We start from the raw sequence: 26,289 nt of genomic DNA, 5'->3' as shown, positions 1-26,289 counted from the left end.
GCGGGGCCGCCCGCGGCGCCCCGAGGTCGCGATGTTCCGAGATGAGGCGATATCACCGAGAGAAGGCCGCTTCCGGCCAGGGACGCGATTCTCGGCGACATCGCCTTCTCTCGGCGCGGGTATGCGGGCGGTATGAGCCGCTCAGGCGCCGCAACGCGTGAGCGCATCCACTGCCAGGATCCGTCGCGCGGGGGAGGCGCGTCGTGACGCGGCGGCTTACCGTGGCGGCATGAGCGACGAGGAGAAGGGATCCCGCCAGCCCAATTGGGGCCTCGGCGTGGCGGTCGGCATGGGCGGCGGCGTCGCGCTGTCGGTGGCGCTCGACAACTGGGCGTTCCTCGCGATCGGAGCCGGTCTCATGGTCGCGTTCGCCTTCGCGTTCGGATCGTCCGAGGGGTCCGGCGGCGGCGAGGGCGCGGGGCCTGGCGCGGGCGGAGGGCCTGGCGAAGACGAGGACCCCGATGCGCCGGGCCGCCTGGGCTGACCCTGCGCCTGCCGTGAGGGCATGCGCGCCTATGGTGAGAGCATGACGGAGGGGAAGCGCGGACCGCGGAGGCGGTTCAACTGGGGCCTCGGCATCGGGCTCGGCGTCGCCGTGGGCGTCGGGATCTGGGTCGCCACCGACGACCCCATGTGGCTCGGGATCGGAGCGGTGTTCGCCGTGATGTTCGCGGTCGCGTTCTCGACCCGCGGCGATTGAGGCCCCGAAGGATCGGCGCGTCCGGCCCTGCGAAGGGGTGGTACCGAGGGAGGCGGCCTGCATACCGTGGGGACGTGAGCGGCGACGCAGAAGACGGCAGGCGCACCCCGAACCCGGGAGCGGCGGTCGGGCTCGGCGTCGGGCTCGCCCTCGCGTTCTCGGGTACCTTCGACGTCTTCGCCCTCGTCGCGATCGCCGTGGTGGTGGCCGTCGTGTTCGCCTACGCGCTCGCGGATCCGCCGGACGACCCCGACGACGCCGGCGCTCCATGATCATGCCGGTGTCGCGCTGGGCGTCTCGCTCCGCGCCGCCGCATCGCCCCGATCCTGAGAATCGCCTTGACGCGCCTGAAACGTCTCACTATGTTCAGGGATAGCGCTTTCCCCTGCGCGTGACCCGTGGTCACGACGGTGGTCGGCGTGCCCTCGCACGGGTGACGCATCGGCGACGACGTCGATGCGCAGCGATCAGAGAGGATCGGATGTCCAGCGCATTCTGGCGCGCCGGCGGCTCCCCACAGAGCCCGCGGCGCGCGACCACACGACTCATCAGCGGATCCGCGGCGGCGGCGCTCGTCGTCAGCGGACTCGTCGTCACGGGAGGCGCGGCGTCCGCCGGCGTCCCCGTGCGCCCCGCGGCGACCGAAGCCGCGCCCGAGGCGGTGCGGTTCGACTTCGGCTCCGGCGCGACCGCCGACGGCTACACCGCCGTCGCCGCCGACACCGCCTACACCCCCGAGGTCGGCTTCGGCTTCGTCGAGGGCGGATCCGTCACGGCGACCGATCGCGGCGGCGACGCCCTGCGCGGCGACTTCGTGACGCCGAAGGAGGCGAGCTTCGTCGTCGACCTCGAGAACGTCGACTACACCGTCTCGCTCATCGCGGGCGACACCGGCGGGCCCACCGACATCGCCATCGCGAGCGAGTTCATCCAGAAGGTGCAGCCGACGCAGCGCGCGACGGGTGAGTTCCTCGAGATGAGCTACGACATCGCGCTCGTCGACGGGCAGATGACCTTCACCTTCACGGGCGAGACGCCGAACATCGCCGCGCTCGAGATCACCCCGCAGCCCGCACGCGACGCGGCCACCGTGCCGACGGCGTACCTCACGGGCGACTCGACGATGCAGACCTACGACCCGTACTGGGAGCCGCAGGCCGGCTGGGGTCAGGTCTTCGACCGCTTCCTCACCGACGACGTCGCGGTCGACAACCAGTCGATCGGCGGCCGCAGCTCGCGCTCGTTCGTCGAGCAGGGCCGCCTCGACAGCGTGCTGCGCAGCGTGCGCCCCGGCGACTACGTCTTCACGCAGTTCGGCCACAACGACGCGACCGCGTCGGTGCCTGAGCGCTACACGAGCCCCGAGGACTTCCGCGACTACCTCAAGATCTACGTCGAGGGCACCCGGCAGCGCGGCGGCACCCCGGTGCTCGTCACGCCCGTCAACCGCCTCGACTACGACGGTGACGCAGGCGTGTTCAACGAGAGCTTCCCCGAGTACGTGCAGGCGACGAAGGACGTCGCGGCCGAGCTCGACGTGCCGCTCGTCGACCTGTCGGCCTCCAGCCGCGCGTACCTCGACGAGATCGGGGTGGAGGACGCGAAGTCGGTCTTCCTGCACGTCCCCGCCGGCGTCTACCCGAACCGCCCCGATGGGACGCAGGACAACACGCACTTCCAGGAGTACGGCGCGATCCAGGTGGCGCGCCTCGTCGCCCTCGACGTCGCCGAGCTCGGACTGCCGATCTCCGACGCCGTCGATGTGTCGACGCCCGACGCCGTCCCCGCCGCCCCGACGGGGCTGTCCGTCGCGGGCACGACCGGCGCCTCGGTGAACCTCGTCTGGGACGAGACCGCCGAAGCCGACATCTATCGCGTGTACCGCGCGTCGTCCGGATCCGACGACTTCACCCTCGCGGGCACGTCGACGATCCCGCAGGCTCCCATCACGGGCCTCGACGAGGGCGCGGCATACGACTTCCGCGTCGCGGCCGCCAACGGCCTCGGCGAGGGCGAGCCCAGCGCGGTCGTCACGGCGACGACGCGCGTCGCGCAGCACCGCTACGACTTCGGGCCGGTCGGATCCGTCGTCGCCGACGGCTTCGAGGAGGTCACGCGCGAGACGATCTACGACGCGGAGCGCGGCTTCGGCATCGTCGACGCGAGCGAGATGATCGACCGCGACCGCGGATCCGAGCTCGGCGACGTCGAGCGCGACTTCGTCGCGTACTTCGGCGGCTCGTACGACTTCGTCGTCGACGTTCCCAACGGCGACTACTCCGCGAGCGTCACGGTCGGCGACCTGCTCGGCACCGTCCGCACGAACGTCGAGATCGAGGGCCGCGACCACGGCGGCGTCTCGGTCAGCCGCGGCGCGACCGAGAAGGTCTTCGAGGGCATCGTCGTCGAGGACGGCCAGCTCACGCTGACGATCACGGGGCAGACGGGACACCTCAACGGCTTCGAGATCACGCCGATCCTCGTCGCGCCCGAGGCCCTGACGGTCGACGCCGTCGAGGTCGGCGGCGCGACGGGATCCGTCTCCCTCAGCTGGCGGGAATCGGCCGATGCCGACTCCTACCGCCTCTACCGCACGGCGCCCGATGGCACCGTCGAGCTCGTCGCCGAGACCGACGAGCTCACGGCGACCGACGATGAGGCCCAGGCCGGTACGACGTACTCGTACGCCGTCGCCGCCGTGTCGGGATCCGATGAGTCGGTGACATCGCAGGCCGTCGAGGTCGACGTGATCGACCCCGACGTCGCGGTTCCCGCGGCGCCCACGGGCCTCGTCGCCGACGACGTGCAGGCACGCGAGGTGAGCCTCTCGTGGGACGACACCGAGGGCGCGCTGTTCTACCTCGTGAGCCGCGCGGAGAGCGCGGACGGCGAGTTCGGGGTCATCGGCCGCACCGACGAGGCGGCGTTCGTCGACGGCGATGTGCTGACGACGGTGCCGTACTTCTATCGCGTGCAGGCGGTCAACGCCGGCGGCGCGGGCGAGGCGTCCGATGCGCTCGAGACGCCCGCCGACACCGTGCTCGCGCGCGACTCCGAGCGCATCGGCCGCCAGCCGGTCGCGGTCGCGCAGGACGGCGGCGTGTACCTGGGGTGGCGCATGAACGGCGACGACCCGGACGACGTGGCCTTCCACGTCTACCGCGACGGCGAGCGGCTCACCGCCGAGCCCGTCACGGGCAGCACGAACTTCGTCGACGCCGGCGGAACCGCCGAGTCGGCCTATCGCATCTCGCTCCTCGGCGACGACGGCGAAGTCTGGGCGACCGACGAGTTCGCGGTGTGGGGTGACCAGTTCCTGGACGTGCCGCTCGACAAGCCCGCGGGCGGCACCACGCCCGACGGCCAGCCGTTCGAGTACACGGCGAACGACGCGACCGTCGGCGATGTCGATGGCGACGGCGAGTACGAGATCGTGCTGCTGTGGAACCCGACCAACGCGCACGACAACTCGCACTCGGGCTACACGGGCAACGTGCTCTTCGATGCCTACGAGCTCGACGGCACGCGGCTGTGGCGCATCGACCTGGGCCGCAACATCCGCGCCGGCGCGCACTATTCGCAGCCGATGCTCGCCGACGTGAACGGCGACGGCCGCGCGGAGCTGTTCCTGAAGACGGCGGACGGCACGGTCGACGGCACGGGCGCCGTCATCGGGGATCCGGACGCCGACTGGCGCGCGTCGAACGGCTACATCCTGCAGGGTCCCGAGTACCTCACGGTGTTCGACGGATCCACGGGGGCCGCGGTCGACACGATCGACTACATCCCTGCGCGCGGCGACGTCGGATCCTGGGGCGACACGTACGGCAACCGGGTCGACCGCTTCCTCGCGTCCGTCGCGTACCTCGACGGAGAGCACCCGAGCGTCGTGTTCAGCCGCGGCTACTACACCCGCGCGGTCGTCGCGGCCTTCGACTTCGACGGAGAGAACCTCATCAGCCGCTGGGTGTTCGACTCCTCGGATCCTGGCAACGGCGACTACTACGGCCAGGGCAACCACAACATGAACGTGGCGGACGTCGACGGTGATCAGAAGGACGAGATCATCTTCGGATCCGCGACGATCGACGACGACGGCACCGGGCTGTACTCGACGGGCCTCGGCCACGGCGACGCGCTGCACGTGAGCGACTTCGACCCCTCGCGTCCGGGGCTGGAGCTGTTCGCCGCGCAGGAGGACATGGGGCGCTCCGATAACCGCGGCGCGACCTTCCGCGACGCCGCGACGGGCGAGATCCTGTGGGACATCCCCGCAGAGCGCGACACGGGCCGCGCGGCGATGGCCGACATCGACCCCCGCTACGAGGGTGCTGAAGGCTGGGCCGTCGGGGGCGACGCCGCATGGAACTCGCCCGTCGGGCAGCTGAAGAGCGTCTCCGGCGAGCTGATCTCCGAGTCGATTCCGGCGGCGAACTTCACCGGCCTCTGGGACGGTGACCTGCTCAGCGAGATCGTCGACCACGACTACGACAGCGAGGCCGGATCCGGTGCGCCCGTCGTGTCGAAGTGGGACTACGAGAACGGCGCGCAGGTGCCGATCTTCTCTCCGGAGGGCGTGCTGACCAACAACAGCACGAAGGGCAACCCCGCGCTGCAGGCCGACCTGTTCGGCGACTGGCGCGAGGAGATCATGTACCGAACGGCCGACTCGTCGGCGCTGCGCATCTTCACGACGGTCGACGAGACCGAGCACAAGCTGCGTACGCTCATGTCGGATCCGGCGTACCGGGTCGCGGTCGCGACGCAGCCGTCGGCCTACAACCAGCCCCCGCACACGAGCTACTTCCTCGGCGAGGGCATGGAGCAGCCGGCCGCGCCGTCCCTGCGCTACACGACGGAGGCTCCGGAGGTCGAGCCCGTCGAGGTCTCGCCCGTCACGGCCGAGGTCGGGTCGCGGAACGTCGGCGGGAACATCATGCTGACCATCTCGGTGACCAACGGATCGGACGGCTTCGTGACCGTCGTTGTCTCGTCGGAGTTCGGCGAGAAGACGATCCGGAGGCTCCGCGCGGACGGTACGCGATCGGTCGCGTTCCAGACGCGGGCGCCCGAGATCGAGGCCGGATCCGTGGAGATCACGGTGACGGACGCGAACGGCGACGTGACCACGTCGACCGTCGCCTACGACGCGGTCAGCGCCGAGTAGCGGTCTGGCGGAGGCGGGCGGCGCGATGCGCCGTCCGCCTCCGGCGTGCGCGGGGCGTGCGCAGGGGACGGTCTACAGCCGCTTGCGCAGGAAGGTCGCCACGTCGTCGATCTCCTGTGGGGAGACGGCGTGCGCGAGCCCGGGGTAGATGCTCCCCGCGAGCTCGCTGTGGCCCGGCAGCCAGTCGATCGTGTTCGCGACGGCGGCCTCGGGGATCACCTCGTCGGCGGATCCGCGGCCCCAGAACACGGGCGGGCGGGCCTCCTCGAGGGCCTCGTCGCCCGGCAGCTCGCCGCCGGGCGCATAGCCGGAGAGGTTGACGACGAACGCGACGCGCTCGGGATCCAGCCGCAGCGCCTGCAGCGCCACGGCGCCGCCCTGCGAGAAGCCGAGCAGGCCGATCGAGTCCGCGGCGGTCGCGGCGGTGTCGAGCCACTCGAGCACGCGCCGCGCGGCGTCCGTCACGCGCGCGGGGTCGCGTGAGTCGAGCCCCTCGATCGGGTACCAGGAGTACCCGCCCATCGGGAACGGCGGCTCGAGCGGCGCCCGGACAGCGGCGATCGCGAACTCGCTCGGCAGGTGCTCGCGGAGCGCGAACAGGTCGCGTTCGTCGGATCCGTAGCCGTGCAGGAGGACGAGGAGCGGGCGGCCCGCGGGCTCGCCCTGCCACAGCACGGCGTCGTCGTCGAGTTTCGGCGTCTGCATGGATCCATCATGACGCCCACGTCCGACATCGACGGAATCGGTCGCGCCAGGAATACCCCATGGGGGTATGCTGTTGTCGTCGGCGAGGAGAGGAACCCACATGTCAGATGACACGCACGCACACGGCTACATCGAGAGCAAGGACAAGGTGCTCGCGCGCCTCCGGCGCATCGAGGGCCAGGTGCGGGGGCTCCAGCGCATGGTCGATCAGGACACGTACTGCATCGACATCCTCACGCAGGTGTCGGCGGCCAAGAAGGCGCTCGAATCGGTCGCCCTCGGGCTGCTCGACGACCACCTCTCGCACTGCGTGGCCGACGCCGTCCGCGAGGGCGGCGCCGTGGCCGACGACAAGATCACCGAGGCGTCCGACGCGATCGCACGCCTGGTCCGTTCATAAGGAGAAGACGATGACCACGAAGACCTACACCGTCCAGGGGATGACCTGCCAGCACTGCGTCAGGAGCGTGACCGAGGAGGTGTCCGAGATCGCCGGCGTCGAGAAGGTCGACGTCGACCTCGCGTCGGGCCGCCTCGAGGTCACGGCGCCCGCGGTCGACGACGCGGCCGTGGCGTCCGCCGTGAAGGAGGCCGGCTACGCGCTCGCCGCCCGCGGCGACCTGGGGCTCTCCCCGGCCTGACCCGCGCATCCGTCCGCCGCCCACTCGCACGGGAGGGCGGCGGACATGCCCGACACACCACGACGAAGGAGGAACGCGAGATGAACACGACAGAGCTCGACCTCGACATCCGCGGCATGACGTGCGCCTCGTGCGCGAACCGCATCGAGCGCAGGCTCACGAAGCTCGACGGCGTCTCGGCGCAGGTCAACTATGCGACCGAGAAGGCGCACATCGCGTTTCCCGACACGACGACGCCCGACGAGCTGATCCGCGCGGTCGAGGCGGCGGGATACGGCGCCGCGCTGCCCGAGCCCGACGCCGACGACGACCGCGAGGCCCACCTGCGGCAGGTGCGCACGCGCCTCGTGTGGAGCACCGCGCTGAGCACCCCCGTCGTCGTCCTCGCCATGATCCCGCCGCTGCAGTTCCCCGGCTGGCAGTGGGTGTCGCTCGTCCTCGCCGTGCCCGTGGTGGTCTGGGGCGGGTGGGGCTTCCACCGCGCGGCCTGGGCGAACCTGCGCCACGGCGCCGCCACGATGGACACGCTCGTCTCCGTCGGCACGATCGCCGCGCTCGGCTGGAGCCTCTACGCCCTCGTGTTCGGCACGGCCGGTGAGATCGGCATGTCGCACGGCTGGTCGCTGCTCGCGCGGCACGCCGACGGATCCGGATCCATCTATCTCGAGGCCGCCGCCGGCGTGACGACGTTCATCCTCGCGGGGCGGTTCATCGAGGCGCGCAGCAAGCTGCGGGCGGGCGACGCGCTGCGGGCGCTGCTCGACGTCGGCGCGAAGGACGTCGCGGTGCGCGCATCCGACGGATCCGAATCGCGGATCCCGGTCGCGCGCCTGCGGGTCGACGACGCGTTCGTCGTGCGCCCCGGCGAGCGGATCGCGACCGACGGCGTCGTCATCGAGGGATCCAGTGCCGTCGACCAGTCGATGGTCACGGGCGAGCCGGTGCCGGCCGAGGTCGCGCCGGGCGACACCGTCGTGGGCGGCACGATCAACGCGGGCGGCCTGCTCGTCGTCCGCGCCACGCGGGTCGGATCCGACACGCAGCTCGCGCAGATGGCGAAGCTCGTCGAGGAGGCGCAGACGTCGAAGGCGGGCGCGCAGCGGCTCGCGGATCGCGTCGCCGGGATCTTCGTCCCCATCGTCTTCGTGATCGCGACCGGCACGCTCGCCGCGTGGCTGCTCCTCGGCCAGCCGGCGGCCGCTGCGTTCACGGCCGCCGTGGCGGTGCTCATCATCGCCTGCCCGTGCGCGCTCGGGCTCGCGACGCCGCTCGCGCTCATGATCGGCACGGGTCGCGGGGCGCAGCAGGGGATCCTCATCAAGGACTCCGATGCCCTTGAGCGCGCGCGCCGCATCGACACGATCGTCCTCGACAAGACGGGCACGGTCACGGCCGGTGAGATGACGCTGTCGCGCGTGATCCCCGGCTCGGGCGAGTCCGCGGACGAGGTGCTCCGCATCGCCGCCGCGCTCGAGAGCGGATCCGAGCACCCCATCGCCCGCGCGATCGCGGCCGCAGCGGCGAATGGGTCGCCACGACACGCCCCATCTCCCGACGACGGCAGGGCGCGTCATGGCGAGTCGCCCGGGGTGTCCGACTTCCGGAACCTCGAGGGGCTCGGGGCGCAGGGCATCGTCGACGGGCACGCCGTCGTGATCGGCCGCCCGCGCCTGCTGGATGAGTGGGGGGCGAGCCTGACGGACGAGCTGCGCGCGGCGTTCGACTGGGCCCACGCCGTGCGCACGGGGTCCCCGATCGACGCGTCAGCGGCGAGCGGGGCGCACAGCGGGGACGAGCAGAGCACCGGCGCGACCGTCGTCGCCGTCGCCTGGGACGGGAAGGCGCGCGGAGTGATCGCCGTCGCCGACACCGTGAAGCCGACGAGCGCCGAGGCCGTGGCCGCGCTGCGGGATCTCGGGCTCGAACCCGTCCTCGTCACGGGCGACGCCGAGGAGCCGGCGCGCGCCGTCGCCGCCGAGGTGGGGATCGACCGCGTCATCGCGGGCGTGCTCCCGCACGAGAAGGTGTCGGTCGTGAAGGACCTGCAGGCCGAGGGGCGCCGTGTCGCGATGGTCGGCGACGGCATCAACGACGCCGCGGCCCTCGCCCAGGCCGATCTCGGGATGGCGATGGGCACGGGGACCGACGTCGCGATCGAGGCGAGCGACCTCACCCTCGTGCGCGGCGACCTGCGCGTCGCGGCCGACGCGGTGCGTCTCTCGCGCCGCACGCTCGGCATCATCCGCGGCAACCTGTTCTGGGCCTTCGCGTACAACGTCGCGGCGATCCCCGTCGCGGCTCTGGGGCTGCTCGCACCCATGCTCGCGGGCGCCGCGATGGCGTTCAGCTCGGTCTTCGTCGTGCTGAACAGCCTGCGCCTGAAGCGGTCCCGGTAGCAGGGCACGGGGCGGTAGCGTGATGCCATGGCGGTACGCACACCTGATCCCGATCCGGACGACCTTCCCGAGCGCGACCTCGCGAGCGATCTCAGCGGGCTCGGCGGTGTGCCGGGCGGATCCGCGAATCCGGCCTGGCTGAGCGAGGTCGAGCTCGCCGAGGCGCGGCGCCGACTGCCGATCCTCTACGTCGAGGCCGTCCCCGTGCGCACCGACGGCACGGGCCAGGTCACCGAGGTGGGCATCCTCCTGCGCTCGACGAGCGTGGGCGAGCTGACCCGCACGATCGTGTCGGGGCGCGTGCGCCACGGCGAGACCGTGCGCGACGCGCTCTACCGGCACCTCGAGAACGACCTCGGGCCCATGGCGTTCCCGCAGGTGCCGCCGCAGCCCGTGCCGTTCACGGTCGCCGAGTACTTCCCGATCCCCGGCATCACCCCGTTCCATGACGACCGCCAGCACGCCGTCTCGCTCGCGTACGTCGTGCCCGTCACCGGCACGTGCGAGCCTCGGCAGGACGCCCTTGAGGTGACGTGGATGACACCGGACGAGGCGGCGACCGACGCTCTCTCGGCTGAGATGGAGGGCGGGCGCGGCTCGCTCATCCGCCAGGCGCTCGCGAGCGTCGGCGCCCTGCGCTGACGCGCACCGCGCGAATACACCTCCAGGGGGACGCGCCGCGCGGACGCATCTCCTACCGTGAGAGGGTGCCCCGCTCGACATTCCGCCGGATCGGGAAGGTCCGGCTCGCGATCGACATCGTCCTCGCGGTCATCTTCTTCGCTCTGACGAGCGTCATCGGCGCGTTCGATTTCGACTCTGTCGCGTTCGTTCCGCTCATCGCGGCGTTCATGTCGGCCGCCCTCGCCGTGCGTCGCCTCAACCCGGCGCTGTCGCTCGCGATCGCCTGGGCGGGCGCGATCCTGCAGATGGCGCTGGGCCTGTCGCCGCTCGCGACCAATGTTGCGATCTTCGGCGTGCTGTACGTCACGGCGGCATACGGATCCCGCCTCGTGATGTGGATCGGCCTCGCGTCCGCTGGCGTCGGATCCGTGACGATCGCGGTGTACGTCCTCGCCATCGGGTGGCTGTTCACCGAGCAGGAGTGGTGGCGCACGATCCTCATGCTCATCCCGATCTTCGGGACGGCGCTGTTCGGGCTCGCGCTGTCGTGGACGGCGGGCGCCCTCGTGCGCGCCCTGCGCCGCGCGCGGGAGAACCGCGAGGCGCAGTCGGTCGCCGAGGCCGAGGCGCGCGCCGAGCACGAGCGGGTGCGCATCGCGCGCGACATGCACGACGTCGTCGCCCACTCGCTCGCGGTCATCGTCGCGCAGGCCGATGGCGCCAGGTACGCCGCGGCCGCGGATCCGTCGATCGCGACCGATGCGCTCGGAACGATCGGGAGCACGGCGCGCTCCGCGCTCTCGGACGTGCGGATGCTCCTCGCGCAGCTGCGGCATCAGGAGGCGCAGGGGCCGCAGCCGACGATCGCCGACATCGACCCGCTGCTCGCGCAGGTGCGCCAGGCCGGGGTGGAGCTCGTCGTCGACATCGATCCGGCTCCGCAGGGCGATGTGCCCGCCGCCGTGCAGCTCGCGGTGTACCGGATCCTGCAGGAGGCCCTCACGAACGCGCTGCGGCACGGCGACGGCGGCGCCGTCGACGTGGCCCTCGCATGGCATCCGGGATCCGTGAACGTGATGATCCGCAACGGAACCGGCGCGCGCCGCGAGCAGGAGCACCAGGGACACGGCATCATCGGTATGCGCGAACGCGCACAGCTCGCCGGCGGAACCCTCGAGGTCGAGCACCTCGAACGCCAGTTCGTCGTGCGGGCGCACATCTCATGGGCGGACCTGCGCCGTGAGCAGGAGGTCCCCGGCCGGGGCGAACAGCGAGGGACATTCTCTTCATGACCGAGGCACCGGTGCGCGTCGCGCTCGTCGACGACCAGGAGCTGTTCCGCGCGGGCGTGCGCATGCTCATCAGCTCGCAGCCCGATATGGAGGTCGTCGGCGAGGCGGGCGACGGGCTGCAGGCCGTCGCCATGGTCGCGCAGACGAAGCCCGACCTCGTGCTCATGGACATCCGCATGCCCGTCTTGGACGGCCTCGAGGCGACGGCGGCGATCCTGCAGCGCGACGATCCGCCGCGCATCGTCATGCTGACGACGTTCGACCTGGACGAGGCGGCGGCGCGAGCGATCCGCAACGGGGCGAGCGGCTTCCTGCTCAAAGACGCGCACCCGGAGTTCCTCCTCGCGGCCGTGCGCGGCGTGCACGCCGGATCCTCTGTGATCGCGGCGGGGGCTACCCGCGAGCTCTTCGAACAGTTCACGGACGAGACGCGCCCCGTGCCTGCCGAATTCGAGCGCCTGACCGACCGCGAACGCGAGATCTTCGCCCTCGCGGCGCGGGGCCTGAACAACTCCGAGATCGCGGCGCGCGAGTTCCTCAGCGAGGCGACGGTGAAGACGCACGTCAGCCGGATCCTCGCGAAGCTCGCCCTGCGCGACCGCGTGCAGCTCGTCGTCTTCGCCTACGACCACGGCCTCGCGGGTTGAGATCGGGCCCGGCCCTCCGCCTGCTCCCACATAATGCAGTCGATCGCGGCCCGAGACCGCCGCCGAACCGGTCTCCTGGGTCGATGCCGCCAGAATCGACTGCATTGTGTTGGAGGGGAGGATCATCCCGGAGTCGTACGCGGATCAGCCTGCCGCCCGATGACGGGGGAGCCCTCCGGTCCATAGCGTCGGGGGTATGGAGATCAGCACCAGTGAGATGGGCCTCGCGGCCCGCGTCATGCACCTCACGAGGACGTACGGGTCCGGCGACGGATCCGTGCGCGCCCTCGACGACGTCAGCGTCGGGATCCGCCGCGGCGAGTTCACCGCGATCATGGGGCCGAGCGGATCGGGCAAGTCGACCCTCATGCACATCATGGCCGGCCTCGACGAGCCGACGAGCGGCCGCGCCTGGATCGGCGACACCGAGATCACCGGCCTCGGCGACCGCGAGCTCACGCTCCTGCGGCGCCGCCGCGTGGGCTTCGTATTCCAGGCCTTCAATCTCGTGCCGACGCTCGATGTGCGGGCGAACATCCTGCTGCCGTTCGACCTCGACGGGCGTCGCCCGACCGACGAGGAGAGCCAGCGGATCCGCGACCTCGTCGACGCGCTGGGCCTCGGCGACCGGCTCACGCACCGCCCGCACGAGCTGAGCGGCGGCCAGCAGCAGCGCGTTGCGATCGCGCGCGCCCTCGCGACGGGACCGGATCTCGTGTTCGCCGATGAGCCGACGGGCAACCTCGACTCGCGCACGGGCCGAGAGGTGCTCGACCTGCTGCGCCGCGCGAGCGCGGAGCGCGGCCAGAGCATCGCGATGGTCACGCACGACCCGATCGCGGCGAGCCACGCCGACCGCGTGCTGTTCCTCGGCGACGGTCGGGTCGTCGCCGACAAGCCGCGCCAGAGCGCGGACGAGATCTCGGCGCACATGCTGCGCACCGAGCAGGAGCAGGCGGGGGTCGCGGCATGACCGCCGCCCTCCTCGACGCGCCCGTGCGGCGCGTCTCGCTCGGCTTCCTGCGCGAGCGCGGGATGGGCGCGAGCGTGCTCGTCGCGGCGCTGTCGTCGGCGTTCGGCGTCGTCCTGCTCGCGGCGACGGGATACATCGGCTTCCTCGCCGAATCGACGCTCGCCGGTGACTCCGTCGCGCTCTACGTCGGCATCCTCACCATCCTGCTCATCGCCATCGCGATGTATGTGGGGGCGATCGTCACGGCGAACACGTTCTCCACGATCGTCGCGGGGCGCACTCGCCGGATCGCTCTCATGCGCCTCATCGGCGCGACGGCGCGCTCCGAACGCACGCGCGTCGCGAACCAGGGGCTCGTCGTCGGCCTCATCGGCGCCGCGATCGGATCCGCCATCGGCGTCGCGCTCGCGTTCGCAGGGACGGCGATCGCTGGGAACGTCCTCGATGCCCCCGGCTACGGCGCCGTCCTGCAGCCGTCGATGATCGCGCCGTTCGTCGCGGTCGTGCTGACGACGTGGGCGGCCGCGTGGGCGGGATCCCGCCGCGTCCTGACCGTGACGCCCAGCCAGGCGCTCGGCGGATCCGTCGAGCGCTCGCGCGAGGAGGTCACGCGCCGGTCGGCGCGCGGCGGCTTCGCGATCGTCTTCGCCCTGCTGGGGGTCCTGCTCCTGACGGGCGGGCTCATCGCGGGGCTCTTCACGCCGCTCGCGATCATGATCGGCTTCGTCGGCGGTCTGCTGTCGTTCACGGCGCTCGTGATGGGATCCACGGCCGTCATGCCGCCCGTGCTGCGGCTCGTCGGCCGTATGTTCGGCGGATCCGCGACGTCGCGCATGGCGGCGGAGAACGCGCTGCGCTACCCCGAGCGGTCCAGCCGCATGGCGATCGGCGTCGTCGTCGGCGTGACGCTCGTGACGATGTTCGCCGTCGCGTCGGAGTCGGCCCAGACGGTGATCTTCGAGGGCCTCACGCCGCAGCAGATCTCCGAGTACGGCTACGACGTGTTCTTCGACACCTTCACGGGCGTGATGATGGGGCTCGTGGCGATCTCGGCGGTGATCGCGGCGGTCGGGCTGGTGAATCTGCTGACGATCGGCGTCGTGCAGCGGCGCACGGAGCTCGGCCTGCTGCGCGCCCTCGGGCTGTCGTCGGGGCAGATCCGCCGCATGGTGCTGCTCGAGGCCGCGCACATCACGATCGCCGCGACCGCGCTCGGGCTCCTGCTCGGGATCGCGTACGGCTGGGTGGGGGCGCAGTCGCTCCTGGGATCGGTGCCCTCGGGCGGGATCCTCGTCGCGCCGGCCGTGCCGTGGGAGCCGGTGCTGATCGTCGTCGCGTCGATGGCGATCCTCACGCTGCTCGCGGCCGTCGCCCCCACACGCCTCGCTACCCGCGTCTCGCCCGTCGAGGCGCTCGCCGTGGCGTGAGGCGTGGGCGGGCCGAGGCGACGATACCTGCTCGCGTGTGGGTCGTCCGGTCTGTCCCGATCACGCTCGAGGTGCCAGCATGATCGTGTGAAGCGCATTCGACTGGGCAGCGGACTCACTGTCCTTGTCACGGCTGAGAAGCGGGGTCGAGGCGTCCGTGTCGTCGCCGTCGCCGAATCCAGCGCCATCACGGAGAAGTGCGACAGGGAGTATCGACGGGAACTGGCGACGTTCTTGAAGGACGTCGCGGTGGGCGACGCGCCCCGTGACGGGTTTCCACTCACCGGGGCCGAACGTCTGATGACCGGTCTGAAGCTGAGTGCCGAGGATGGTGGGCTTCCACCCCATGGTGTGATCAGGAGCGTCGGCGGTGACGGATCGGAATGGACCGTTGTGTGGCGCGCTGAACACTGGTCTCCCGTCGCTGTGCGCGTCGGGGAGTCTGATGGAGATTCTCTGGTTCTGCCCCTCGCCTGACGGCTGGTGAGACGCAATCCACGGAGCCCGGATCTGTGTTCTCTCGCTGCTCGGGCTGCCAGATCGGGCAGACGGCGAAGCCGGATCTGCCCAGAGAGGCAATTGAATCTTCTCGCCCCTCTGGCGAGAAGATCGGGCAGACGGCGAAGCCGGATCTGCCCAAAGGGGATATTGAATCTTTTCGCCCTATTGGCGGAAAGATTCAATCGATGTGCGGCATCGCGTTCGGATCCTCGAAGACGGCGGTGGCGTCGTGGAAGGCCTGGGCGAGGGCGTCGCGGACGGCGATGATGCCCTTGGCGTCGCTGGAGGACTCGCGGGCGGCGGTGAAGATCTCGCGGCTGGGGGATCCGGGGAGGTCGATGAGCCGTACGGGGCTCTCGTCGCCGGCGAGGAGCTGTTCGGGCAGCAGGCCGACGGCGTGGCCGGAGGAGATGAGGCGCACCTGTGCGAGGAGGTCGGCGGCGCTGTAGCGCACATCGGGTTCGAAGCCGACGTCGCGGCACTGCTGGACGGACCAGGTGCGCACGGCGGTGCCGATGGGCTCCATCACCCACGGCTCGTCGGCGGCGTCGGCGAGCGTGCGGATCGGCGAGTCGGGGCTGACGGCGAGGCGGATCGGATCCTTCCCGAGCGTGACGCGGTCGAGGCCTGCGCGGTGCTCGCGGGTGTGGCCGGGGTACTGCTCGGCGATGACGAGGTCGAAGCCGCGGGCCTCGACCTCGAAGAGCCCCTCTTCGGGCGGCAGCACCCATGCTTCGACGCGCATGCCGGGGTGGGTGACGGCGAGCATGTCGAGCATGCGGGGGAGCAGCGCGCGGGCGGAGGTCTGCAGGGCGGCGATCCGCACGGGGGCGGGCATGGGGTTGTCGACGTCGATGTCGGCGCGGGCGCGCTCTTCGAGGGCGAGGACGTTGGCGGCGTGTGCGGCGACGGTCTCGCCCTGCGCGGTGAGGCGCACGCGCCGTCCGTCGGCCTGCAGGAGCGGGGCGCCAACCTCGCGCTCGAGCTGGGCGAGCTGCTGGGAGACGGTCGATGGGGAGTAGCTGAGCGCGGTCGCGACGGCGGTGATCGTGCCGCGCAGCTGGAGCTCCCGCAGCAGCAGGAGCCGGTGGGTGCTCCAGCCCGTGCTCATCCTTCGACAGTAGCGAACGGATCCGTTCGACCTCAGGGGGTGTTTCCGGCGCGTCCGCGGGAGCACCATGGGTGCACCGCGTTCGCGAAGGAGGGAGCGCCATGAGGGGCTTCACGCATCACCGGCGTCCTCGCCCTGAGGGCCGCCGTAGCACCGCCGCGCAACCATTCGAAGTTTCCGAACGGATCCCTTCGAAACTGTCTGCTTTACCTGAAGGTTTCGAGCGCTCACGATGGAGAGACCGAGACCGGAAAGAGGTGAACTTCATGACCATCGAGCCGCGAAACCACGCGCAGTTCCAGGCCCCAGACACGACAGGAGCCGCCGTGCATACAGGCGTCGACCAGGCGCTCGCCGATCAGGCGATCGCACAGGTGCGCACGTGGCTCGAGGCCGCCCGCGGCGAGAAGGTCGACGCGGCCGCGAAGAACCTCGCCGGCGTGCTCAGCGACCCGAAGGGGCTCGACTTCGCGGTCGGCTTCGTCGACGGTGTCGTGCAGCCCGAGGACCTCCACGTGGCGGCCCGCAACTTCCGCCGCGTCTCGCAGTGCGTGCCCGCCTTCCTCCCCGCGCCGCTGCGCGGGCTCGTCCGCCTCGGCGGATCCGTCGCGACGACCTTCCCCCAGATCGTCGTCCCGATCGCCCGCCGCGTGCTGCGTGAGATGGTGCGCCACCTCATCGTCGACGCGAGCGAGACCAAGCTGGGTCCGGCGCTCGCGAAGATCGGCGGCGAGGGCACCCGCCTCAACGTCAACCTGCTCGGCGAGGCGATCCTCGGCCAGCGCGAGGCCGACAAGCGGGTCGCCGGCACGATCCGCCTGATCGAGCGCGACGACGTCGACTACGTCTCGATCAAGGTGTCGTCGACGGTCGCCCCCCACAGCCTGTGGGCGCACGACCAGGCCGTCGACGAGGCCGTCGAGGCGCTCGCCCCCGTGTACCGGGCCGCGCGCGAGCACGACACGTTCCTCAACCTCGACATGGAGGAGTACAAGGATCTCGACCTGACGCTCGACGTCTTCCAGCGGATCCTCGATCGCGACGAGTTCCAGGCGGTGCGCGCAGGCATCGTCCTGCAGGCGTACCTGCCCGACAGCCTCGGCGCCATGATTCGCCTGCAGGAGTGGGCGGCGGCGCGCGTCGCGAACGGCGGGGCCCCCATCAAGGTGCGCGTCGTCAAGGGCGCGAACCTGCCGATGGAGCAGGTCGACGCCGAGACCCACGACTGGCCGATGGCCACGTGGCCGACGAAGCAGCACACCGACGCCGGCTACAAGCAGGTGCTCGACTACGCCCTCACGCCCGAGCGCATCGCCAACGTCCACATCGGCATCGCGGGCCACAACCTCTTCGACATCGCGCTCGCCAAGCTCCTCTCGGAGAAGCGCGGCATCCGCATCGAGCCCGGCTCGGGAGTCGAGTTCGAGATGCTCCTCGGCATGGCGACGGCCCAGGCCGCCGTCGTGCGCCGCGACGTCGGCGAGCTCCTGCTCTACACGCCCGTCGTGCACCCCGACGAGTTCGACGTGGCGATCGCCTACCTGATCCGCCGCCTCGAGGAGGGAGCGAGCTCCGACAACTTCATGTCGGCCGTGTTCGACCTCGACCGCGACGAGCGCCTCTTCCAGCGCGAGAAGGAGCGCTTCCTCACGTCGATCGAGATGATGCCGACCGAGGTGCCGACGCCCAATCGCGTCATGGACCGCGCGCAGCCGCAGCCCGAGGGGCCGCGCGGCGAGTACCACGGTACGCCCGACACGGATCCGGCCGTGAGCGCGAACCGCGACTGGGCCGCGGGGATCCGCTCGCGCATGGAGGGCTCCGAGCTCGGGAAGAAGGCGCTCGAGGACGCGACGATCCGCGAGGCCGCCGAGCTCGACGCCCTCATCGACGGCGCGCTCGCCGCGGCCGACGCCTGGACGGCGCTGCCGCTCGCCGAGCGGGTCGAGATCCTGCACCGCGCGGGTGACGCGCTCGAGCGGCACCGCGCCGACCTGCTCGAGGTCATGGGATCCGAGTGCGGCAAGGTCGTCGAGCAGGGCGACCCCGAGGTGAGCGAGGCGATCGACTTCGCGCACTTCTACGCCCGCAGCGCCGAGCTCCTCGCGGAGGTCGACGGCGCACAGTACGCCTCCGCGAAGGTCACCGCCGTGATCCCGCCGTGGAACTTCCCCGCCGCGATCCCCGCCGGCGGCGTCCTCGCGGCGCTCGCCGCCGGATCCGCCGTCGTCTTCAAGCCCGCCCGCCAGGCGTCCCGCACGGGCGCCGTCGTCGCTGAGGCGCTCTGGGAGGCCGGCGTGCCGCGCGAGGTCCTGCGCCTCGTGAAGCTCGAGGGGCGCGAGCTCGGATCCCAGCTGCTCGCGCACTCGTCGGTCGACCAGGCGATCCTCACGGGCGCCTACGAGACGGCCGAGCTGTTCCGCTCGTTCCGCCCCGACCTGCCGCTGCTCGCGGAGACGAGCGGCAAGAACGCGCTCATCGTCACGCCGAGCGCCGACTTCGACCTCGCCGCGAAGGACGCCGCGTACTCGGCGTTCGGCCACGCCGGCCAGAAGTGCTCGGCCGCGTCGCTCATCGTGCTCGTCGGATCCGTCGCGAAGAGCAGGCGGTTCCGGCGCCAGCTGCTCGATGCGATCGAGGGCTACGAGGTCGGCATGCCCTGGACCGAGGGTGCGCGCATCGGCCCCGTGATCGCTCCTGCCGAGGGCAAGCTCCTCCGCGGCCTCACCGAGCTGGAGCCGGGCCAGAAGTGGATGCTCGAGCCGAAGCAGCTCGGCGAGGCGCTGTGGACGCCGGGCCTGCGTGAGGGCGTGAAGCCCGGATCGGAGTTCCACATGACCGAGTACTTCGGGCCCGTCGCCGGCATCATCGAGGCCGAGACGCTCGAGGAGGCCATCGAGATCGTGAACGCCGTCGAATACGGCCTCACCTCGGGCCTGCACTCGCTCGATGCCGGTGAGATCCAGCAGTGGCTCGGATCCATCCAGGCCGGCAACGCGTACGTCAACCGGGTCATCACGGGCGCCATCGTGCAGCGTCAGCCGTTCGGCGGCTGGAAGAAGTCGGCCGTGGGCGCCGGGACGAAGGCGGGCGGGCCGAGCTACCTCTTCGGCCTGGGCCGCTGGTCGGACGCTCCCGTCGCGGGCGAGAGCCGCTCCGACGCCGCGGCGCGCCGCGCCGCCAAGGCCGTGACCGCCGAGGACCGCGACTGGCTTGAGGCGGCCCTCGGAACCGACATCGCCGCGTGGCACGACGAGTTCGGCGTCGCGCGTGACGCGCAGGGCCTCGAGCTCGAGCAGAACGTGCTGCGCTATGTGCCGACGGCGGTGACGGTCCGTTACGAAGGATCCCGCATCGCGGAGCTCGTGCGCGTCGTCGCCGCGGGAGCGCGGATCGGCGCCCCGATCACGGTCTCGAGCATCGAGCGCCTGCCGCGCGAGGTGCGCGAGTACCTCACCGAGGTCGGCGCCGCCGCGCACGTCGAGGACGCCGAGGCGTGGGCCGCGCGCGCCGCGTCGTTCACGGAGACGGGCGCACGAATCCGCCTCGTCGGCGCGTCGGCGGATCCCATCATCCGGGCGACGAAGGGCGAGCCGAACATCGCGATCTACGCGGGCGAGGTCACGTCGGCGGGCCGCGTCGAGATGCTGCCGTTCGTGCGCGAGCAGGCCGTGTCGATCACGGCGCACCGCTTCGGCAACCCGCGCCGCTACGAGGTGCCCGTCGTCGCGGGAGGCGCGAGCGACCTCGTCGCGCGCTGAGGCCTCGGTCCCCCTCTCCGCAGATTCACCAACACAACGCAGTCGATCCGAGCGGATCGTGCCCGTAAGGGTGCGATCGAGCCATCCGGGCCCCGGATCGACTGCGTTGTGTTGGCGGGGCGGTAGGAATGCGCGGCCCGTGCAGGGGGCGACCACGTGAGCCTGGGAGCGGCAGCCGGAAGCGCCCGCGCAGCACGACGCAGTCAGATCGGCGGGCGAGCGGCCGGAAAGGGGCGAGTTGGGGTGTGATGCCGGTCGAATGACTGCGTTGTGATGGCGAGGCAGCGTGCTCACATTCGTCGAAAGTGCCGGATCTCTCCACAATCGGGGGTTCCACGCCCACCCGGATCGCTGAATTCGAGCACCCTTTCCGGGTATGACCGATTTCGAGATCCCCCGCAGCATGTCGTATCAGGACCTGCGTGCCGACGGGATGACACGTGAGTCCATCCGTGTGAGCGTCGGTGCCGGGCACCTGTTCCACGCGCGGCGCGATGTCTACGTGCGCGGCGACTGCTCCGACCGGGTCCTGCAGTCGGCACGTGTCGGTGGCCGGGCCGACTGCGTGTCGATGATGCGCGAACTCGGCGTCTACGTGCTCGCCGACGAGAACTCCCTTCACGTGCAGATCCCGCGCCATCGATCCCGACTGAGGTCGCCGAGATCGCGCGGCGCCCGGCTCGATGGGACCGCGCACCGCGTCGTGGTCCATTGGCGCGACGATCCGTCGGACGCCGACTCGCTGATCGCGGACCCGGTGCACGCCGTCGCCCAGGCCGTCCTCTGCCAGGAGGTTCGCCCGGCGATCGCGACCCTCGATTCCGCGCTGAACAAGGGTGTCATCGCGGAGCACCAGATCGACGCCTTGTTCGAGCTGATCCCGCTGAACCGTCACGCGATCCGGAGGGCCATCGACGGGAGGGCCGAGGCGGGCCCCGAGACCTTCGCCCGCCTGATCTGCCGCACATTCGGCGTCAGCGTCGAACTGCAGGTGCGGATCGCGGGTGTGGGGCGGGTGGATCTCGTCGTCGACGGATGGATCATCGTCGAATGCGACAGCCGCGCCTTCCACGGCGGGTGGGATCTGCAGGAGCGCGATCGGCGTCGTGACCTCGCAGCGGCAGAGCAGGGGTATACGACGCTCCGCCCGACCGCGAACCATCTCGTCTGGGAGCCCGGTCTCCTGCTCCGCGCGGTGGCTGGGCTCCTCGATCGAGGGCCTCGCCAGCACGACGCAGTCATTTCTCGCCGCAGACGGCGGGATCGAGGCCGATCCGCCATACGCGTGATGAATTGACTGCGTCGTGTTCGGCCCGTCGGACCGCAGCGCGTGGACTCCGCAGGAGGACCCGGAACACAACGCAGTCGATCCGCGGCAGAAACCGCGCAATGTGGTGCACAGAGCCTTCTTCGCCCCGGATCGACTGCGTTGTGTTTCGGTGGTCCCGGGTCAGTCCCGGATGACGGACCCGTCGGGCGCCATGACCCACCAGATCTCGCCCACGGCCTGGCCGGTCACGTCGCCGGGCGCGGCGTCGCCGGCGAAGTAGTACAGGGGCCAGCCGTCGAGGGTGAGCTGGGTGGATCCGTCGGTGCCGGTGATCGTGCCGACCTCACCCGTGACCCCCGCGACGTCGACATCGGTCGCGTCCGCGTCGGTCGTGACGGGCGGCCAGTTGTCGAGGCAGTCGCCCTCGCACGTGCTCTCACCCGAGCCCTGCACGTCCTGGTCGAACATGTACACCGTCAGGCCCTCGCCGTCGACGACGATCTCGCCGAGGTCGGTCTCGGCCGTCGCGAGGGACGTCGCCTGCGGATCCTCCATGGGCTCTTCCATGGGCTCCTCCTCCGCGGGCGCCCCATAGCCCCCGCCGGGGGTGCCCGACGTTCCCGATGCGTCGCCGCAGCCGGCGAGGCCGAGCGCCAGCGCGATCGCGGCGCCTGCGGCGGCGGTTCGTGCGATGGACATCATGATGTGCCTCCTCGTTCGAGACCGGATCCCGGTCACCGGGGACACGAGGCCGGGCACTGCCGGGTTCATCCCGTGCCGAGATCCGCCGGATCCCCGCGCAGCAGGACGGCGCCGCTCGCGGTCGAGCGCACCTCGATCGATGCGATCTCGTCGGCCGCGAGCTCGGTCCCCGCGCTGAGCTCGGCGGTGGATCCGGCGTACGCGCGCCATGTCGACAGCTCGCTCTCGGATCCGTCTGTCGCGACGACGACGAGTGCATACCCCCAGCCGTCGGTCGGTGCATCGGCGACCTGATCGTAGGTGCACGTCATGTCGATGCGCGTGCCCCACGGGACGCCGGTGACGTCCACCGACGCCGAGATCGGCACATCGACGACCGTCTCGAGCGCGAGCACGTCGCCCGGCGGATCCTCGGAGGTCAGAAGGGGGATCGCGATCACCGCCGCGATGCCGATGACGGCGGCCGCGCTCGAGACCGCCCAGACGAGCCGGCGGCGCCGCCGCACGCGCTCGTTCGCGAGATCGACGATCCGCGCGCGGGCGTCGGCGGAGCGCTCGCCTGGCGCCTCGGGTCCGCCCGCGTGGCTCGGCCGTGAGGCATGATCGCCCGCCGGTTCCGCGTTCGGGTACGAACGATCCGCGGGAACGTCATCTGCGTCCCCGGCCAGCAGCGCCTCGGCGCGCTCGCGGGGTACGCGCGAGAGCAGGCCGGGGACCGGGGCGAGGTCGGCGACCGATGCGCGGCAGGCGGCGCACTCATCGAGGTGCTCCTCGAAGCGCGCGCGGTCGGCGGGACTGAGGGACCCGAGGACGTATGCGGCGTCCCAGTCGGCGAGCTGATCGTGACTCATCGCGTCACTCCCTTCTCCTGCAGCGCGAGGCGGAGGGCGCGCAGTCCGTAGTGCAGCCGGGACTTGACGGTGCCGGCCGGCACGTCGAGCTCGGCAGAGATCTCCGCGACGGTGCGGCCGCCGTAGTAGGCGCGGATCACGACCCCGCGGTGCGCGTCGCTCAGCGAGCGGAGCGCCTCCTCGATCAGCATCGCGTCGAACACGGCGTCGGTCGCGTCGCGCACGGCGGTGTCGGGCGGATCCGCGACGGCGTTCTCGTGTCGCGCGTGGGCGCTGCGGGCCTCGTCGACGACGAGGTGCCGCGCGACCGTGTACATCCATGACCGCACGGAGTCGGGATCGTCGGCGAGGATCCGCGGCGTGCGCCACGCCCGCAGCAGGGTCTCCTGCACGATGTCGTCGGCGCCCGCGGCGTCGCCCGTGAGGTGCACGACATAGCGTCTGATCGGCCCCGCGTGGGCGTCGTAGAGGGCGCCGAGGCGCTCCGCGTCGTCGCTCGGCATCCGGCACCTCCCTGCGTCGTCCGGCCGCCCGGCGCGCTCACCGAGGCGGATCCCCTCCCGCGTGACACGAGACCCGGCGCCTCGAGGTTCATCTGAACCGCGCGGCGCGTCGCCCCGTGTCACGAGTATGGACCTCGAAGAGCTCACGGTCATGGGGTTGCCGCTGCATCCCCTCATCGTCCACGCCGTCGTCGTGCTGCTGCCGCTCGCGGCGCTCGCTCTCGTCGTGGGCACGCTCTGGCCGGCGGCGCGGCGGCGGCTCGGGATCGTCACGCCGGGGCTCGCGCTCGTCGTCCTCGTCCTGACGCCGATCACCATCCTGTCGGGCGAGGCGCTGATGGCGGATGTCGGCCCCGTGCCGTCGGTGCTCGCGCACGAGCGGCTCGCGCAGATGCTGCCGCCCTGGGTGATCGCGCTCGCCGTCGTCGCGGCGCTGCAGTGGGCCTGGTTCCGATGGCGTCCCGAACCGGAGGGTGAGCGGCGCCGGGCGTCGCACCGAGCGGTCACGCTCGCGCTCGCCGCGGCCGCCATCGTGGTCGCGGTCGGCGGCACGACCCTGGTGATCCTCATCGGCGAAGCCGGCGCCCGCTCCGTCTGGGGGTGAGCGGCTCCTCCCACACGATGCAGTCATTCTGAGCCGGCGGCGCCGGTTTCGGCTCGATTCTGTCCCTCCGCCGCCGAATCGACTGCGTTGTGATGGGCTGGCGCCGGTGGCGAGCCCTCAGAGCTCAGTGGTCAGGAACTGCTGGATGTGGCGGCGGGAGCCTTCGACCATGTCGACGTCGAACCCGTTGAGCCACATCACCTCGAGGCCTTCTGTCATTGCGAGGGCCGAGAGCGCGGCGGCGCGGGGGTCGAGATCGGCGGCGGCGTCGCCGTCCTCGACCGCTTCGCGGAACGCCTGCTCGATGCCGCGCGCGACCATCTGCTGTCGCTCGCGGAAGTGCGCGTGCGCCGGGTGATCGGGGTTGACGGCCTCTGTCGACAGCATCCGGTAGGCCTGGATCATCCCCCGCTTGTCGAGCTGGGATTCGGTGATCCGGGGCAGCGAGCGGAGGAGCTCGATGCCCCGCTTGTCGGCGAGGATCGCCTGCGCCTGCTCGTCGCGTCGGTCGAGCACGGCCTGCAGGAGAGCCGTCTTCCCGCCCTTGAAGTGATGGAGCACGCCGGTCTGCGTCATCCCCACCCGGCGCGCGATCTCGCTGACCGAGCCGGCGGTGTAGCCGAGCTCGGAGAACACGGCGAACGCCGCCTCGACGATCTGCTCGCGCCGCGCGGCGGATTTCCGGTACTCGCCGCGCCGGTACTCGACCTCTGAGCTGCTCATGTCAGCCGACGGTACCAGGCGCCGTGACGAAAATGTCGCCAAGTGCAGAAATTGAAAATGTTGATACCTATACATTTTGGTGCTACGGTCGCCTCAGCCGCGGATCACCGAGGCTCCCCTTCGACGGTGAAAGAGGAATGCGACGATGCGACGACGGATCACAGCAACGGCCGTGGCGGCAGCCGCGGCGCTCGCCCTGACGGCCTGCTCCGGCGGGACGGCGGATGGCGGCTCGAATGGATCGACCGGTGACGGATCGTCCGACGGCGGCGGTCGCCTGCGCCTCGGCGCCGTCGCGGACGTCTCGACCTGGGATCCCGCGGAGGCGGGCTGGGGCCCGGGCGAGGTCCTGCAGTACCAGGCGGTCTACGACACTCTGCTGCGCACGAGCGCTGACGGAACGGTCGAGCCGGGCCTCGCCGAGTCGTGGGAGTACGACGACAGTCGCACGACACTGACGCTCGACCTGCGCGGCGGCGTCACCTTCTCCGACGGCGAGGAGCTCACCGCCGAAGTCGCCGCCGGCGCCCTCCTCGCGTACCGTGACGGCGCGGCCGCGAACGCGAACCAGCTCGCCGATGTCGAGACCGTCGACGTCCTCGACGACGACACGATCGCGATCGTGCTGTCCCAGCCCGAGCCGGCGCTCGAGACCTACCTCAGCTACAGCGCCGGGCTCGTCGGCTCGCCCGCGATGACGGATCCGGAGACGACGCCCGTCGGATCCGGCCCGTATGTCCTCGACCTCGACGCGTCGATCCCCGGATCCCGGTACGAGTTCACGGCCCGCGAGGACTACTGGGACCCGTCCACCCAGGTCTACGACACGATCACCCTCAACATCTACGCCGACGCCACGGCGACGCAGAACGCGATCCGCGACAGCCAGATCGACTACGTCAACCTCAACAGCGCATCGCAGATCCCCGACGCCGAGGGCGCGGGCTACACGGTGCATCATGCCCCGCTGAACTGGAAGGGCTTCATCCTGTCCGACCGCGAGGGCACGGTGAACGAGGCGCTCGCCGAGGTGAAGGTGCGCCAGGCGATCAACTACGCGCTCGACCGCGAGGCGCTCCTCGAGGCGATCGAGAGCGGGCACGGCGAGCCGACGACGCAGATCTTCGGCATCGAGACCGAGGCCTATGACGAGGCTCTCGAGGATCGCTATCCATACGACCCCGAGAGGGCCAAGGAGCTGCTCGCCGAGGCCGGATACCCCGACGGGGTCGAGATCGTGCAGCCCAAGACGAGCTTCACCCCCGCGTCGGACTACGAGCTCGTCTCGGGAATGCTCGCCGAGTCGAACATCACCCTCGTCGCGGACGAGGTCGGATCCACCTTCATCGGCGACCTCCTCGGCGGCAAGTGGGGCGCCTTCCAGTTCGGCCTCAACCAGGAGCCGCTCGCCTGGCAGACCTATCAGCAGGCCGTCGCGCCCGGCGCGGCGTGGAACGTGCAGCATGTCGTCGACCCGACGATCGAGGAGCTCGCCGAGCGCATGCGCCACGACGGCGACGACGCCGATGCGGCGGCGAAGGAGATGAACGAGTACCTCGTGGAGCAGGCCTGGTTCGCGCCCATCTACCGGGTCGACGGCATCGTCGTCACGGCGCCCGGCACGACGGTCACGCAGAAGACCGGCCAGGCGATCCCGAACCTGTGGGACATCGTCCCCGAGTGATCCACCG

General features: G+C 71.1%; 23 protein-coding genes. 17 read left to right on the top strand and 6 right to left on the bottom strand.

The genetic code is table 11. The features are described from left to right. Positions 1 to 229: 229 nt before the first annotated feature. From GB932_RS01915 to GB932_RS01900, 4 genes are all read left to right on the top strand, one after another. On the top strand, positions 230 to 484 hold the full coding sequence (locus tag GB932_RS01915) for a hypothetical protein (protein WP_156759034.1): 255 nt from the start codon (positions 230 to 232) through the stop codon (positions 482 to 484). A 42-nt stretch (positions 485 to 526) separates the two neighbouring features. Next, on the top strand, positions 527 to 700 hold the full coding sequence (locus GB932_RS01910) for a hypothetical protein (RefSeq protein ID WP_156759033.1): 174 nt from the start codon (positions 527 to 529) through the stop codon (positions 698 to 700). Between the two features lie 74 nt (positions 701 to 774). After that, positions 775 to 972 (top strand): hypothetical protein, encoded by a 198-nt coding sequence (locus GB932_RS01905; protein ID WP_156759032.1) that lies wholly within the window; start codon positions 775 to 777, stop codon positions 970 to 972. Between the two features lie 209 nt (positions 973 to 1,181). Continuing rightward, the gene (locus tag GB932_RS01900) at positions 1,182 to 5,867 is read left to right on the top strand and encodes a rhamnogalacturonan lyase family protein (RefSeq protein WP_156759031.1); all 4,686 of its coding nucleotides are present in this window, start codon (positions 1,182 to 1,184) and stop codon (positions 5,865 to 5,867) included. Positions 5,868 to 5,939: 72 nt separating this feature from the next. Here the strand turns inward: GB932_RS01900 and GB932_RS01895 are convergent, their stop codons facing one another. Further along, positions 5,940 to 6,572 (bottom strand): alpha/beta hydrolase, encoded by a 633-nt coding sequence (locus tag GB932_RS01895; protein ID WP_156759030.1) that lies wholly within the window; start codon positions 6,570 to 6,572, stop codon positions 5,940 to 5,942. Positions 6,573 to 6,672: 100 nt separating this feature from the next. Between GB932_RS01895 and GB932_RS01890 the strand changes: the two genes are divergently transcribed. The 9 genes from GB932_RS01890 (at position 6,673) to GB932_RS01850 (ending at position 15,049) form a co-directional block, all read left to right on the top strand. Further along, entirely contained in the window at positions 6,673 to 6,972 is a 300-nt protein-coding gene (locus GB932_RS01890; RefSeq protein ID WP_156759029.1) for a metal-sensitive transcriptional regulator, read from the top strand. A 10-nt stretch (positions 6,973 to 6,982) separates the two neighbouring features. Beyond that, positions 6,983 to 7,213, top strand: a complete 231-nt coding sequence (locus tag GB932_RS01885; protein WP_156759028.1) for a heavy-metal-associated domain-containing protein — start codon at positions 6,983 to 6,985, stop codon at positions 7,211 to 7,213. Between the two features lie 80 nt (positions 7,214 to 7,293). Next, positions 7,294 to 9,609, top strand: coding sequence for a heavy metal translocating P-type ATPase (locus GB932_RS01880; protein ID WP_156759027.1), 2,316 nt, complete (start codon positions 7,294 to 7,296; stop codon positions 9,607 to 9,609). 27 nt (positions 9,610 to 9,636) lie between these two features. After that, complete coding sequence (locus GB932_RS01875) at positions 9,637 to 10,251, top strand: DUF4916 domain-containing protein (RefSeq protein ID WP_156759026.1); 615 nt, start codon at positions 9,637 to 9,639, stop codon at positions 10,249 to 10,251. Positions 10,252 to 10,316: 65 nt separating this feature from the next. Continuing rightward, complete coding sequence (locus GB932_RS01870; protein ID WP_231915957.1) at positions 10,317 to 11,525, top strand: sensor histidine kinase; 1,209 nt, start codon at positions 10,317 to 10,319, stop codon at positions 11,523 to 11,525. Continuing rightward, positions 11,522 to 12,172, top strand: coding sequence for a response regulator (locus GB932_RS01865; protein ID WP_156759024.1), 651 nt, complete (start codon positions 11,522 to 11,524; stop codon positions 12,170 to 12,172). The genes GB932_RS01870 and GB932_RS01865 overlap by 4 nt, the downstream gene beginning before the upstream one ends. Before the next feature lie 196 nt (positions 12,173 to 12,368). Continuing rightward, positions 12,369 to 13,145 (top strand): ABC transporter ATP-binding protein, encoded by a 777-nt coding sequence (locus GB932_RS01860; protein ID WP_156759023.1) that lies wholly within the window; start codon positions 12,369 to 12,371, stop codon positions 13,143 to 13,145. Continuing rightward, a complete protein-coding gene (locus tag GB932_RS01855) occupies positions 13,142 to 14,572 on the top strand; it encodes an ABC transporter permease (protein ID WP_231915956.1) in 1,431 nt (476 codons plus the stop codon). Before GB932_RS01860 ends, GB932_RS01855 begins: the two co-directional genes overlap by 4 nt. A gap of 87 nt (positions 14,573 to 14,659) precedes the next feature. Then, complete coding sequence (locus GB932_RS01850) at positions 14,660 to 15,049, top strand: hypothetical protein (protein ID WP_156759022.1); 390 nt, start codon at positions 14,660 to 14,662, stop codon at positions 15,047 to 15,049. 202 nt (positions 15,050 to 15,251) lie between these two features. Here the strand turns inward: GB932_RS01850 and GB932_RS01845 are convergent, their stop codons facing one another. Beyond that, positions 15,252 to 16,184 carry a LysR family transcriptional regulator gene (locus GB932_RS01845; RefSeq protein ID WP_156759021.1) on the bottom strand — a complete coding sequence of 311 codons (933 nt, stop codon included), beginning with the start codon at positions 16,182 to 16,184 and terminating at the stop codon, positions 15,252 to 15,254. Between the two features lie 266 nt (positions 16,185 to 16,450). Here GB932_RS01845 and GB932_RS01840 point away from each other — a divergent pair, with 266 nt between their 5' ends. Next, positions 16,451 to 19,945: a bifunctional proline dehydrogenase/L-glutamate gamma-semialdehyde dehydrogenase gene (locus GB932_RS01840; RefSeq protein WP_156759020.1), complete on the top strand. Its 3,495-nt coding sequence runs from the start codon at positions 16,451 to 16,453 to the stop codon at positions 19,943 to 19,945. Between the two features lie 376 nt (positions 19,946 to 20,321). Then, complete coding sequence (locus GB932_RS01835) at positions 20,322 to 21,242, top strand: putative endonuclease domain-containing protein (protein WP_156759019.1); 921 nt, start codon at positions 20,322 to 20,324, stop codon at positions 21,240 to 21,242. Positions 21,243 to 21,395: 153 nt separating this feature from the next. Here GB932_RS01835 and GB932_RS01830 read toward each other — a convergent pair whose 3' ends face one another. The 3 genes from GB932_RS01830 to GB932_RS01820 form a co-directional block, all read right to left on the bottom strand. After that, a complete protein-coding gene (locus GB932_RS01830; RefSeq protein WP_231915955.1) occupies positions 21,396 to 21,917 on the bottom strand; it encodes a COG4315 family predicted lipoprotein in 522 nt (173 codons plus the stop codon). Positions 21,918 to 21,982: 65 nt separating this feature from the next. Next, a complete protein-coding gene (locus GB932_RS01825; protein ID WP_156759018.1) occupies positions 21,983 to 22,768 on the bottom strand; it encodes an anti-sigma factor family protein in 786 nt (261 codons plus the stop codon). Beyond that, positions 22,765 to 23,271 carry a sigma-70 family RNA polymerase sigma factor gene (locus tag GB932_RS01820; RefSeq protein WP_156759017.1) on the bottom strand — a complete coding sequence of 169 codons (507 nt, stop codon included), beginning with the start codon at positions 23,269 to 23,271 and terminating at the stop codon, positions 22,765 to 22,767. The genes GB932_RS01825 and GB932_RS01820 overlap by 4 nt, the downstream gene beginning before the upstream one ends. Positions 23,272 to 23,398: 127 nt before the next feature. On the opposite strand from GB932_RS01820, the gene GB932_RS01815 reads away from it, so the two are divergent. Then, positions 23,399 to 23,875: a DUF2231 domain-containing protein gene (locus GB932_RS01815; protein WP_156759016.1), complete on the top strand. Its 477-nt coding sequence runs from the start codon at positions 23,399 to 23,401 to the stop codon at positions 23,873 to 23,875. A gap of 117 nt (positions 23,876 to 23,992) precedes the next feature. Here the strand turns inward: GB932_RS01815 and GB932_RS01810 are convergent, their stop codons facing one another. Then, complete coding sequence (locus GB932_RS01810; protein WP_197517248.1) at positions 23,993 to 24,598, bottom strand: TetR/AcrR family transcriptional regulator; 606 nt, start codon at positions 24,596 to 24,598, stop codon at positions 23,993 to 23,995. A 145-nt stretch (positions 24,599 to 24,743) separates the two neighbouring features. Between GB932_RS01810 and GB932_RS01805 the strand changes: the two genes are divergently transcribed. Then, on the top strand, positions 24,744 to 26,282 hold the full coding sequence (locus GB932_RS01805; protein WP_156759014.1) for an ABC transporter substrate-binding protein: 1,539 nt from the start codon (positions 24,744 to 24,746) through the stop codon (positions 26,280 to 26,282). The last annotated feature ends 7 nt before the right edge of the window (positions 26,283 to 26,289 follow it).

Source organism: Microbacterium karelineae (assembly GCF_009745985.1).
Lineage (GTDB): Bacteria > Actinomycetota > Actinomycetes > Actinomycetales > Microbacteriaceae > Microbacterium > Microbacterium karelineae.
This window is presented reverse-complemented; position numbering and strand designations above follow the sequence as displayed.